This window comes from Rhodococcus sp. DMU1, assembly GCF_012272955.1.
GTDB lineage: Bacteria > Actinomycetota > Actinomycetes > Mycobacteriales > Mycobacteriaceae > Rhodococcus > Rhodococcus aetherivorans.
The window spans coordinates 36,672-48,334 of the sequence record NZ_CP050953.1 but is presented as its reverse complement, the minus strand read 5'-3'; the positions used below and the strand labels follow the sequence as shown (position 1 = coordinate 48,334).

General features: G+C 67.1%; 11 protein-coding genes. 9 read left to right on the top strand and 2 right to left on the bottom strand.

What is annotated here, in order from left to right; genetic code table 11:
* Positions 1 to 14: 14 nt before the first annotated feature.
* On the top strand, positions 15 to 1,340 hold the full coding sequence (locus HFP48_RS28265; RefSeq protein WP_168580719.1) for an MFS transporter: 1,326 nt from the start codon (positions 15 to 17) through the stop codon (positions 1,338 to 1,340).
* 47 nt (positions 1,341 to 1,387) lie between these two features.
* Here HFP48_RS28265 and HFP48_RS28260 read toward each other — a convergent pair whose 3' ends face one another.
* Positions 1,388 to 1,954: a TetR/AcrR family transcriptional regulator gene (locus tag HFP48_RS28260; RefSeq protein ID WP_168580718.1), complete on the bottom strand. Its 567-nt coding sequence runs from the start codon at positions 1,952 to 1,954 to the stop codon at positions 1,388 to 1,390.
* A 523-nt stretch (positions 1,955 to 2,477) separates the two neighbouring features.
* On the opposite strand from HFP48_RS28260, the gene HFP48_RS28255 reads away from it, so the two are divergent.
* The gene (locus tag HFP48_RS28255; protein WP_246872596.1) at positions 2,478 to 2,792 is read left to right on the top strand and encodes a hypothetical protein; all 315 of its coding nucleotides are present in this window, start codon (positions 2,478 to 2,480) and stop codon (positions 2,790 to 2,792) included.
* A 279-nt stretch (positions 2,793 to 3,071) separates the two neighbouring features.
* Here the strand turns inward: HFP48_RS28255 and HFP48_RS28250 are convergent, their stop codons facing one another.
* Positions 3,072 to 3,986 (bottom strand): LysR family transcriptional regulator, encoded by a 915-nt coding sequence (locus HFP48_RS28250; RefSeq protein ID WP_168580717.1) that lies wholly within the window; start codon positions 3,984 to 3,986, stop codon positions 3,072 to 3,074.
* 96 nt (positions 3,987 to 4,082) lie between these two features.
* On the opposite strand from HFP48_RS28250, the gene HFP48_RS28245 reads away from it, so the two are divergent.
* The 7 genes from HFP48_RS28245 to HFP48_RS28215 all read left to right on the top strand — a co-directional run bounded on the left by HFP48_RS28245 (position 4,083) and on the right by HFP48_RS28215 (position 11,555).
* Entirely contained in the window at positions 4,083 to 5,156 is a 1,074-nt protein-coding gene (locus tag HFP48_RS28245; protein WP_168580716.1) for an MBL fold metallo-hydrolase, read from the top strand.
* Positions 5,153 to 6,484, top strand: a complete 1,332-nt coding sequence (locus HFP48_RS28240; protein ID WP_168580715.1) for an MFS transporter — start codon at positions 5,153 to 5,155, stop codon at positions 6,482 to 6,484. Before HFP48_RS28245 ends, HFP48_RS28240 begins: the two co-directional genes overlap by 4 nt.
* Positions 6,485 to 6,493: 9 nt before the next feature.
* On the top strand, positions 6,494 to 6,889 hold the full coding sequence (locus tag HFP48_RS32205; protein WP_348983377.1) for a DUF202 domain-containing protein: 396 nt from the start codon (positions 6,494 to 6,496) through the stop codon (positions 6,887 to 6,889).
* A gap of 927 nt (positions 6,890 to 7,816) precedes the next feature.
* Positions 7,817 to 8,569, top strand: coding sequence for a dienelactone hydrolase family protein (locus tag HFP48_RS28230; RefSeq protein WP_168580714.1), 753 nt, complete (start codon positions 7,817 to 7,819; stop codon positions 8,567 to 8,569).
* Between the two features lie 457 nt (positions 8,570 to 9,026).
* Complete coding sequence (locus HFP48_RS28225) at positions 9,027 to 9,491, top strand: hypothetical protein (RefSeq protein WP_168580713.1); 465 nt, start codon at positions 9,027 to 9,029, stop codon at positions 9,489 to 9,491.
* A gap of 95 nt (positions 9,492 to 9,586) precedes the next feature.
* A complete protein-coding gene (locus HFP48_RS28220) occupies positions 9,587 to 9,769 on the top strand; it encodes a hypothetical protein (RefSeq protein WP_168580712.1) in 183 nt (60 codons plus the stop codon).
* A gap of 622 nt (positions 9,770 to 10,391) precedes the next feature.
* Positions 10,392 to 11,555 (top strand): LLM class flavin-dependent oxidoreductase, encoded by a 1,164-nt coding sequence (locus HFP48_RS28215; protein ID WP_168580711.1) that lies wholly within the window; start codon positions 10,392 to 10,394, stop codon positions 11,553 to 11,555.
* Positions 11,556 to 11,663 lie beyond the last annotated feature (108 nt).

Genomic DNA, 11,663 nt, shown 5'->3' with positions numbered 1-11,663 from the left:
CAAAGGTGATTGTCATGTCTATCGATGTTGGCGCAGCGGTCTCGGCCGCACCGGCCGTCGAACGCTCCAAACTCCGGGCCTGGCTGGTGACGGTCATGCTCGTCTTCCTCGCGCTGGTGAACTGGGCGGACAAGGCCGTCCTGGGCCTGGTCGCCGTACCTCTCATGGAGGACCTCGACATCGGCCCCGGCCAATACGGAATGCTCGCCAGCTCCATCTACTTCCTGTTCTCGCTCTCCGCGGTCGGGGCCGGCTTCCTGGCCAACCGGCGCAGCGTGAAATGGCTGCTGTTCGCGATGGTGGCCCTGTGGTCCATCTGCCAGTTCTCCATCTGGCTGGCACCGACCTTCGCCATCATCCTGCTGTCCCGGATCCTGCTGGGCCTGGGGGAGGGGCCGTCCGCGGGACTGTCCTTCCACGCCGCGGGCAAATGGTTCCGCGACCACGAACGCAACGTCCCGATCGCCCTGCAGAACGTCGGCTCGTTCGGTGGCATCGCGGTCGCCGCACCGGCATTGACCTGGGTGATCGGCCGCTACGACTGGCACTGGGCCTTCTTCGCCGTCGGCGTCGTCGGCCTGGTCTGGATGGTGATCTGGTTCTTCGTCGGCAAAGACGGCCCCTACGCCGGCGGCTCCAAGGCCAGCGCCTCCTCGGGATCGGTGTTCGACGGCGCGGTGCGAGTCTCCTACCGACACCTGCTGCTGAGCCGGACCTTCATCGGCGCCGCCTGCGTCGGACTCGCCGCATACTGGGCGCTGGCGATCGTCTCGGCGTGGCTACCGGCCTACCTGCGCAACGCCCAGGGCTACTCGGCCCAGAGCGCCTCCACCATCGTCATGGCCGTGTCCCTGACCGCCATCTTCTTCCTCCTCACCCAGGCCCTGGCCACCCAGGCGATGATGAAGCGCGGGGTGAGCACCCGGATCGCCCGGGGTGCGATGGCCTCGGGCAGCGTGGCGATCGCCGGACTGTTCATCATCACCAGCGTGGCGATGCCGGCCGGTCCCGCCCAGACCGTCGTGCTGTGCCTCGGATTCGGGCTGGGCCTGGTCACCTTCACCACCAGCGCCGTGCTGATCTCGGAATTCGTCCCCGTCCTCCAACGCGGTGCCGTACTGGGTATCTACGTCGCGACCGTCACGCTCAGCGGTGTGATCTGCCCGTCCGTGTTCGGGTGGATCGTCTCGAGCGTCGGCGCCGACGCCCACGGCTACATGGTGGCGTTCCTGGTCTCCGGCGCGCTGGTCCTGGCCGGCGGCATCGTCGGACTCGTCCTCGTCAACCCCCCGCGCGAAGCCACCCGCATCGCCGGGCTCCTCGAGCCGGCCACACCGTAGAGAAAACTCCGTTCCCAAGCCGGCATCCCGGGCGGAGCTGGGTCACCTCACATCGTCGAGATGAGGTGACCCAGCTCCGTCATCTGCTCGTCGGTCAAGTTCATTCCCTTGCGCAGGGTGTCCTTGAAGAACATCCATCCGAAGTTCAGGCAGACCTCCCGCACGATGTGCGCCTTCGCCTCGAATTCCGTCACCTCCGGATGATGCTTGCGGATCTGCTCCAACTCATGGTTGAGCACCGGATACGTCCAGCCCAGCGACGCGTACGAGGCACCCCCATCCGCCGAGTAGTTCGCCGCGGCCCGCCACCACAACTCGTGACCGTCCACGGTCAGCGGCGGGAGGGGCACGCTGCGATCCACCGTCGCCTCGCGATCGGCGATGTAGCCGGCGGTCAGCTGCTGCATCGCCTCGAGGAACAATGCCTCCTTGGACTCGAAGTAGTGATAGATCAAGCCGTAATGGACGCCCGACTCCTTCGCGATCTGCTTGCCCGTGATGCCGCTCGGCGGTCGCTGCGAGAGCAACCGCTGGGCAGCTTTGACCAGCTCGGTCCGCGAGTCCCGCTCGCCCTTGCGTCTCGCCGAGTCCTCGGTCTTCTTCGCTCCAGTCACATCCCGATCCTATTCTGCGCAGACAGAACGCCCTGGTGGCGGGCATCTGCGGCGTTGTCATCCCGTCGAGTTCGGCGATGGTGGCCCACGAGGGCAGGTGGGGACGGTGGGAGGCCTCTTCGGTGAGCAGGTGGAACGAGGTCGTCGGACAGGGCGCTGGGGGTTTCGCAGGCACGGTCGCCGTCGACGAGCACGGTAATCACCTCCCCTGTGTCACCTCTATCCCCCGCGCCGTATATGTCGAGAGAGGGGCCGGTGAGCAGTAACGGGTAAGCATCGTCCGAACACATAGCGTTTGATGGGGCTGCTGGACCATTCCTATCATGTGGCGAACGACGCTGATCGCGCCGAGGACAGTATTGAAACACGTTGGGAGAGTGCATATTCTGTAGTCAGAACGACATGATCTCGCTTATCGGAGTTTCGTTACACATTGCGCCACAGCGGTTTTCGGATAATACCCGCGCCGTAGCTCGCCGTAGCTCGCCGTAGCTCGCCGGAACGAGGTGCGCGGCGAGTGCGCATGCGCGGTCCAATCGGCAGTGCCGGCGCAGCCTTGACCGCGCAGTCCCTCGCCGCGATCGTCCGCGACCACCTGTCCGGCCGGGCCCCGGCCCGCACCCACTGCCCCTACGTAAATCGGGGGACCGGGACGACGACCCGGTTGTCCCGCTGGAGACCCGGGTTGAGCTCGATCCGTACTACTACGAACGCGGTGTCGCCCGCGCGCCGCCACGCCCACGACAAGCTGGACGGTCTCGCCGGCGTCTTCGACGAGATCGAAGCCCGCGTCGACGCCCTGCTCGAGGAGCTGTTCACCGTGCTGGATGAGCCATAGCGACTCTCATTCCGAGATGTCTTGGTGCACAAAGTATTTGGACACGCGACGATCCACTTTGGATTACTGCGTGCCTCGACACCGAGTCGACTATCGGAGGATGGCGAGGTGACGGTCGGCCGTGCCCAGCGCCGCCCTCGCCGGGGCTCGCGCAGCAGTGAACATCGTTGCCCTTTCGGGAAGCAGAAGGGGGAGTGGGGTCGGTGTCGACGTGGTGACCTGGCATCCGAATTGCCCACTACGTCGATGCCGGCGCCTTCTTCCCGCTGGCGCCTTCTTTCAGCTCAGCGATTCGCTGCTGCCGAATTCGTTGCGGCAGTAGTCGATCAACGCCTTGATCTTTCCCGACGGGGGGACGCCCCGTGGGCAGCCGAGGACGAGGGCGTTGTCGGGTAGGTCGTCGGCGATTCTGCGATAGGCCAGCGGCAGGCCCTCGTAGGTGCGATCGTCCGGCGGGCGGGTCATCATGATCGAATAGGCCAGGCCCCGCCCGACCAGCGACCGGACGGTTTCGGCGTTTCGGCTGCGCCATGTGATGGTGGGTTCGAACCCGGCCCCGCGCAGGACCGTTTCGACGAGGTCCTGTGCCGGTTGCAGCGAGAGCAGGGCGGCGGGCTCGTCGGCGAGGTCGACCAGGGAAATCTCTTCCTTCCGGGCCAGCGGATGGGTCGGTGCGAGCAACACCTGCAGCCGAACCGATGCGATGCGGTGCCGGTCGATGTCGCCCTGGAGATGCAGCGCATATGCGAGACAGGCATCGATCTCCCCGGCGTGCAACATCCGGGACAACTCCACCGACGATTCTTCGACGATGTCGATGTCCACGGCGGGATGGTGTGTTGCGAAATGCTCGATGATCGGCGGCATCAAGGCCGGGGAGAGGGTGGAGAAGCATCCGATGCGGAGGGGACCGAACAGTTCCTCCTGTAATCGTCGTGCTCCGGACTCGAGTTCGTCGACGTCGGCGAGGAGGGTGCGGGCGCGCTGGGCGACCCATCGGCCGGTCGGGGTCAGCACCGCCCCTTTGGACTTGCGGCGGACGGTCAGCGGGACGCCGAGTGCGGTCTCGAGCTGGGTCACCGCCAGCGAGATGCCGCCCGGGGAGACGTGACAGCGTCGGGCGGCGGCGCTGACCGATCCGGACTCCGCGACGGCGAGGAAGAACTGCAGTTGACGCAGCGTGACAGCAGTCATTCAGGATTCCTCAATATCTTCTCCAGTTCTATGTCATTTACAAAAATAGCGGCGGTGGGAACAGTGTGTTGCGAGCCACACCGCACTGGAGGAAGCATGAGCGCCACAACGCCCGCACCGGATTCGACCCCGTATGTCGTCACCCTCGGCACCGCCGGAGGACCCCGCTGGTGGAAGGGACCCGGCCAGGGGCAACGCGCTGGCATCGCCACCGCGGTTGTCGTCGGCGAGGCCGTCTACCTGGTCGATCTCGGACACGGGGTCGGGCGCAACCTCATGCTCGCCGGCCTCGAGTTCCCCCGGATCCGCTCGATCTTCCTCACGCACCTGCATTCGGACCACACCATCGACCTCGCCGACATCACCGTGTTCGGGTTCATGCAGATCACCGACCCGGCGCAGCGCCCCATCCGGATCCTCGGACCCGGCAACCGCGGCGTCCTGCCCCTGGTGTCCCCGCGTGCGCAGACACCGCCGGACCCACTGTTCCCCGACAACCCCACCCTCGGCACGACGGAAATGGTCCGCACCCTGCTGCACGCCTACTCGACGGACCTCAACGACCGCGTGCTCGACGCACTGCGCCCGTCCCCACTCGACCACTTCCGCGCCGAGGACATCGCCGTCCCGACGGGGTCGGGCTTTCACCCCAACGAGAACCCCACCCCGGCCATGGAGCCGTTCGAGGTGTATCGCGACGAACTCGTCACGGTCACCGCCACACTCGTCCAGCACCCGCCGATCGCGCCTGCGTTCGCGTTCCGGTTCGACACCGCGCACGGCTCGGTGACGATCTCCGGCGACACCGCGCCGTGCGACAACCTGGTCCGCCTCGCCCGCGACACGGACCTGCTGCTGCACGAGGCCATCGACTTCGACTGGGTGCATCGCTCCTACGCCCACCAGGCGTCCGAGGTCGCCCGAGCCTCGATCGATCATCACCACAAGTCGCATACCAGCCCTGAGCAGGCCGGCGAGATCGCCGCCCGCGCCGGGGCCCACGCCCTGGCGCTGCATCACCTCGTGCCCGGCACCGCCGACCCCGAGGTCTGGCGTGCCGCGGAGAACACCTTCGGCGGCCCCCTCCATGTGCCGAACGACCTCGATATCATTCCGTTCAGCCGCTCCGCGTACTCCGTGGCGGCGCTCGCAGAACAGGCGACCCGATGACCACCACCACGCCCACCGAACAGGGGCCGACCACCCTGCGCGACGACAGCCTCAACACCAAGCAGATGCGACGGATCCTCGCCTCGAGCTTCCTCGGCAGTGCCATCGAGTTCTACGACTTCCTGCTGTACGCCACGGCCGCCGCACTCGTGTTCGGGACGGTCTTCTTCGCCGATCTCGGACCCGGCCTGGCCGCCTTCGCCTCCTTCGGCACCCTGGCCGCCGGCTACGTCGCCCGACCGCTCGGCGGCGCGCTCTTCGGCCACTTCGGGGACCAGATGGGCCGCAAGACCGTCCTGGTCGTCTCCATGCTGACCATGGGCGTGGCCACCACTCTCATCGGATTGTTGCCGACCACCGCACAGATCGGCATCGCGGCCCCGATCCTGCTCATCGTGCTGCGGATCGTGCAGGGCATCGCCGTGGGTGGCGAATGGGGCGGTGCGGTGCTCATGGCCCTCGAACACGCCCCGGCTCGCAAACGCGGATTCGCGGCCAGCTTCGCCAACCTCGGCGGCCCGGCCGGTGCCCTTCTGGCCACCCTCGCCGTGGCCGCGGTCACCCTCCTGCCGGACGATCAATTTCTGGCGTGGGGCTGGCGCATCCCCTTCCTGCTCAGCATCGTGCTCGTGATGGTGGGCATGATGGTCCGCCTGAAAGTGGCGGAGACACCATTGTTCCAGGGCCTCGAGCAGAAGGCCGACTCGAAGAAGACCCCTCTGCTGGAAGTGCTCACCGGCTATCCGCGCAGCCTGATCCTCGCTCTGATCGCCGGGACCAGCGTGTACACCATCCAGGGCCTGGTCACCGTGTGGGGCGTGTCCCACGTCGTCGAGATGGGGGCCGACAAGACAGGCGTCCTCAACGCCAAGGCGATCGGTGCCGTCGCCATCCTCGTGACCACCGTGATCGGCGCCCGCCTGTCCGACCGGATCGGCCGTCGCCCGGTGATGCTCGCCGGCACCGCGGCCGCCGCCGTATTCGCCTACCCGATCCTGCTGCTGATCGACAGCGGCACCGTGTGGGGCTTCGCCCTCGCCGCCATCACCGCGCAAGCGATCCAGGGCATCATCTTCGGACCGTTCGGAGCCTTCGTCGCCGAACTGTTCCCCACCCGCATGCGATACACCGGCGCATCCCTGGCCTTCCAAAGCGCCACCACATTCGGCGCCGGCTTCACCCCGGCCATCGCCGCCGGCCTGATGGTCCTCGCCGGCGGAAACATCGCACTCGTCGGTGGGGTCTGGGTCCTGGCCTTCGTCGCCGCGGCCGGCGCGATCCTCCTGAGCCGAGAAGGCCGCAACCGGAACCTCGCCGACGAATCATGACCGCCACTTCTGCTGCTCCCCGGCAGCGGCGGACCCCGCCCACGACCTCGCGGTCGTGGCGCCCGGGTCCGCTGCGCGCCCAGCACCGACCCGGATCCGCGCTTCACCCTCGCCAACGAGCGCACCTTCCTCGCCTGGATCCGCACCGTCCTGGGACTCATCGCATCGGCTCTCGCCCTCGAAATGCTCGGGAACCCCCTCCTCGACGACGCACTGCGCCGAATCACCGTGCTCACCCTCCTGGCCTTCTCCCTCCTTCTTTCGGTGGGCGCCCTCCACCGCTGGTTCCGCGTCGAAGTGGCCATCAGAACCGGAAAACCGCTCCCGCTTCCCGGGATCGCTGTCGTCATGATGACCTTCGTCCTCGGCACCGCGGTCTGCGTCGCCGTCGCTGCGGGGACATGACCGACCGCGTGTCCACCACACTCACGAAGCCGGACGGCGTGCACGGTGACGCTGGACTACAGCCCGAACGGACCACCATGGCGTGGTGCGCACCGGTGCCCTTCTTGCCGCCGTGTGCCTGCTGTTGCTCCGCGCGAGCACTCAGCCGCTCCTTCTCACCACGGTCGTCGTCGCAGTCTGCGCCGCGCCCACGCTGACAATCCTGGCCACGGCGCACAGTACGCACCGCCTTCGAGTCGAGGCACTCACCGTCGGTTCGACTCCAGCGCCGCTGCTGCCCGTCGCCCTGCTGTCCGGGGGGCGTAATCGCTCTCGCAGGGGCCGCGCTCGCGCTTCTCCCGCTCTGAAACTGACGGAAGGCCGAAGCGCAGCTCGTGCCGGGACCGTGTCGCCGGCCTCTACGGGGACCGGGCAGTCGCTCGAATCTTTGGTGCGACAGGGGAGTCACTGGACGCACCCCTGCTCGGGCGAGCCCACATCTTCAGCCTGCAAAGCGCATGAGTCTACTTGACGTAAGGACTGCGTTATCGGCCACCAGAGACGGCCTGCCCTCCACGCCCTGGATCCCGAGCCGGTGAGCGAGGTGCCCCCACGAGGCAAGGACCTGGCCGCCGGGGCAGGGCCGTGGTGGTGACCCACGAGAGGGGGCTCGGCCCGCGAGGTCACCGCTCCATGGGTGTTCCTGGACGGGCGGCGTCGTCGAAGCCGGACGCCTGGCGAAACTGCTGCGCCCTCCCCGGCACGAGCGGACGCGGGCGTTGCTGTCCACGCTGCTCTGACGCTCCGGTCCGGGGCGCACCGGCCGGACACCGGCACCGCGTCGACCGGGAGGGATGCGGGCGACTTCCCGCCCGGATACGCTCCCGCCGCGGGCGGTGCCCGGCGACAATCGAGCCGGGCCCGTTCCGTGCCCGGGGAGGGAGCACCATGCCGGACGTCGAGATCGTCACCCCCCGTCGCCGCATGCCCGCGTACGTGGCGACGCCGCCCGGTCCGGGGCCGTGGCCCGGGGTCGTGGTGATCCACGACTTCACCGGCATGAGCCACGACCTGCGCAACCAGGCCGACTGGCTCGCCGGGGACGGATACCTCGCCATCGCCCCGGACCTGTTCTGGGCGGGCCGGCTGTCCTGCCTGCGCACCATGATGCGTGATCTCGGCGCCAGGCGGGGCCGGTCGTTCGACGACATCGCGGCCGCCCGCGACTGGCTCGCCGCGCGCCCGGACTGCACCGGCACGATCGGTGTGATCGGGTTCTGCATGGGCGGCGGGTACGCCCTCGCCCTGGCCCCGGGGCACGGCTACTCCGCCGCGAGCGTCAACTACGGCGGGTGCCCGAAGGACGCCGAGACCTATCTCGAGGGGTCGTGCCCGATCGTCGGCAGCTTCGGCGGCAGGGACCGGTCACCGATGGGCCGCAGCGCCGGGATCCGGCTCGAGGACACGCTGACCCGGCTCGGAGTGGCCCACGACGTGAAGATCTATCCGGGCGCCGGGCACGGGTTCATGAACGACCACGATCGCGCCGACGTCACCCCGTTGCTGATGGTCCTGTCCACCGTCTCGGGAACGCGCTTCGACCCCGAGGCCACCCGCGACGCGCGGCGACGCATCGCGGCGTTCTTCGCCACCCACCTCGGTGGCCCCGGCGAAGGCGGGGACCCCGTCCGCCCGCGCTGACCGGTCGGAACAGCGGCCGCCGAGTGCTCAGCGTGGACGGATGCGGAGGAGTCGGAGCGGTTCGACGAGAACCAGCACGGCCGCCGGATGGAACAACGCTACATCAAGCCGCGGCCGGAACGCCGCCACCCGCCGTGCGCCCCGGGTGAAACCAGATACCGCGCATACCCGCTCGGTGCGACGATCCGATCGATGGACGAGGCGACGCAGACGATCGGACGCCACGCCGCCGGAGGCTTCCGGCGCGCTACTTGACATATTATCGGTTATCGGCCTTTCGTGTCTAGTTGCGCCACAGTAGGTTTCGCAATATATCGACACAGTCTCTCGCGGGAACGTGGTGCCGGGCGAGCGCACATCACGGTCCGGTCGGTGGTGCCGGCGCGGCGGTGGCGTTGTCGGTGGGCGACGATAACGTGGCCGAGATGCCCGCCGTACGTACCGAAGGAGACCGTCCGTGGCCGACAGTACCGACGTACCGGAGATCACCACGTGGGACCGGATGATCGACTGGCTCGTCGAGTCGTTCACCGACCAGCCGACGGGGCTGATCATCGACCTCGGACCGAGCGACTACGTGCACGTCGACGACGACCACGACAATGTGGACGAGCCGGTGGTGTGCTCCCAGATGCACGTACTCGCCGACGGGGTGCTGATGGTACGTCGCTCCCGAACGGTGCTCGACCGACTGCGTTTCGACAGCCACGCGGTCGACGCCCTGGACCTGGACCGATGGTTCTTCGACGACCATTTCGACGACTGCACCGACGGGTACCTGTTCACCCGCGACATCGCACTCGCAGCGGACGTGTGCGTGTCGTGGTTCCGGGACGTTCCCGGCGCACCATCGCTCGTGGAGATCGGCTGCTCCTACGAGTTCCCGGACACCCTTCCGCCGCGGCGCGAACCCACCACCTGAGCGGCGACGATCTGCCTCCACCGGTCGACCCGGTCCGCGCACCCCGCCGGTCGGTACGGTAAACCGAACGCGCCGGAGTGCGACGACCCGAACCGGTGACCCGGAAGGATGGGCCCGTACCGTTGCTCCTGGTCGACCGTGACCACAACATCACCCCGCGGCGCAGCGTCGGCGACATCAACCCGGCCTCGTTGCCGGCGGGAACGTGGATCGTGTACCCGACAGTGCGCGACGCGGCGCAGAAGCACCACCCCGGGATTCAGCGCCACCAGCAATAACGCTGCCCTGGCCCTGTTCGCTGCCGCCGACACGGCCGGATTGATCGACTGGGACGGTCGCGGTTCGGAACGAGACTGAATCCGTGTGCCGGCACGACATGCGGAACCGGTGCCACGGCATCTCTCGTCCGGTCCTCCAATTGAAATCTGCTGCACCGCAACGTAATTGATGGACAAACGAAATTATCCATCATGGTCGATCGGAGCCTACGGGCGGTACCGTTTCCTGGCTCGATGGTGTGTGGCGCTGTGCATCACAGCGCCGATGAACGCCCCGCTACTGACGACCTGTCAAGAATGCGGCACGTCCCTGATTCATGGAGGTCAGGTGACGGATCGAGCCGCTGGTCACCAGCAACGCTCGGCCTCCTGGCGGTGAGGAGCTCAGCTCGTTGTCGGGCACGACCGGCACCGAGGGTAGTTTGCCCGTGCCCGACGAACCGGCCTCGACGGCACCTCACGGATCCGAAGAAGGGCGGGCGATGAGCCGAGTACGGACGCGGTCTCGCGAGGCGTCGCGGGATGTGTCCGAATGCGCTACATCACAGCGCTGACGATCGCTGAATGCTGGTGGCAAGAGAACAAGGCTCCGTCATTTGGGATACGTCGATCAGGAGAAATCATGGGTACCTCTCGCGCAACCGTCGAGTTCGGCGCGTTCCTTGCGCCGTGGCACAAGGTGGAGACGGATGCGAACATCGCGATTCACCAGGATCTGCAGCTGGTGGAGCACATGGACAGGCTCGGCTTCGCGGAATTCTGGATTGGTGAACACCACTCGGGTGGTGTGGAGATCGTGTCGTCGCCGGAGATGTTCCTCGCTGCCGCTGCGCAGCGGACCTCGCGGATCAAGCTGGGTCTGGGTGTCGTCTCCCTGCCCTATCACCACCCTTTCATGGTCGCCGATCGGCTGGTTCTGCTCGACCACCTCAGTCGCGGCCGAGTCATCTTCGGTGCCGGCCCCGGCCAGCTGGCAGATGACGCGCACATGATCGGCATCGATCCGGTGGAGAGTCGCCGCAAGATGGAACAGGCCTTCGACGTCATTCACCGTCTGCTCGACGGTGAGACGGTCACCGAGGAGACCGACTGGTACACGATCCGGGACGCGTACCTGCATGTTGCCCCGTACTCGACCATCGAGAAGGCTGTCACCGCCACCGTCTCGCCCACCGGTCCGAAGCTTGCCGGCAAGTACGGGGCAGGAATCCTCTCACTCGCGGCCACGAACCCGATGGGTGTGGAGCTGCTCGCAGGTCACTGGGACATTGCCGAGCAGATCGCGGCAGAGAACGGGCGTACCGTCTCTCGCGACCAGTGGCGCCTCACGGGACTGATGCACGTGGCGGAGACCGAGGAGCAGGCACGAGCAGATTGCCGTCACGGCCTGCTGGACCTGATGAACTACCTCTCCCACGTCACTCCCGGATTCGAAAAGGCACCGGACGTCGACACCCTGATCGACGGGATCAACGAAAGCGGGCTTGCTGTCATCGGCACCCCCGAGATGGCGATCGCGCAGATCGAACGACTGCAGGAGAAGTCAGGAGGTTTCGGCAAGTTTCTTGTCCTGCACGGTGAGTGGGCTCCGCAGCCTGCTGCGTTGCGCAGCTTTGAACTGATCGCCGAACGGGTCGCTCCCGAGTTCAGCGGCGCACGGGCACCGCGTCAGCGCGGCTACGACCAGGTCGTGGCCAGCGACAAGGCCGCCGCGGACGCCACGGCTGCCGGCCAGGAGGCTGCCCGCAAGCAGTTCGAAGCCGAGCGCAGCGTGACGGTGGGCTGATCGAATCCAACGATGGGGCGGAGTGTCGGCATTCGAAGCCGCACTCCGCCCCTCGTGTGTTCAACGCGTTCAGTCGAAGGTGTAGCGAAGTGACACATCGTGTGACTC

What these genes read in the sequence shown, in the direction of transcription:
- HFP48_RS28240 (WP_168580715.1), top strand. Translation starts at nt 5,153, where the DNA reads ATGACCACCACCACGCCCACCGAACAGGGGCCGACCACCCTGCGCGAC.
- HFP48_RS28255 (WP_246872596.1), top strand. Translation starts at nt 2,478, where the DNA reads ATGCGCGGTCCAATCGGCAGTGCCGGCGCAGCCTTGACCGCGCAGTCC.
- HFP48_RS28245 (WP_168580716.1), top strand. Translation starts at nt 4,083, where the DNA reads ATGAGCGCCACAACGCCCGCACCGGATTCGACCCCGTATGTCGTCACC.
- HFP48_RS28265 (WP_168580719.1), top strand. Translation starts at nt 15, where the DNA reads ATGTCTATCGATGTTGGCGCAGCGGTCTCGGCCGCACCGGCCGTCGAA.
- HFP48_RS28230 (WP_168580714.1), top strand. Translation starts at nt 7,817, where the DNA reads ATGCCGGACGTCGAGATCGTCACCCCCCGTCGCCGCATGCCCGCGTAC.
- HFP48_RS28250 (WP_168580717.1), bottom strand. Translation starts at nt 3,986, where the DNA reads ATGACTGCTGTCACGCTGCGTCAACTGCAGTTCTTCCTCGCCGTCGCG.
- HFP48_RS28215 (WP_168580711.1), top strand. Translation starts at nt 10,392, where the DNA reads ATGGGTACCTCTCGCGCAACCGTCGAGTTCGGCGCGTTCCTTGCGCCG.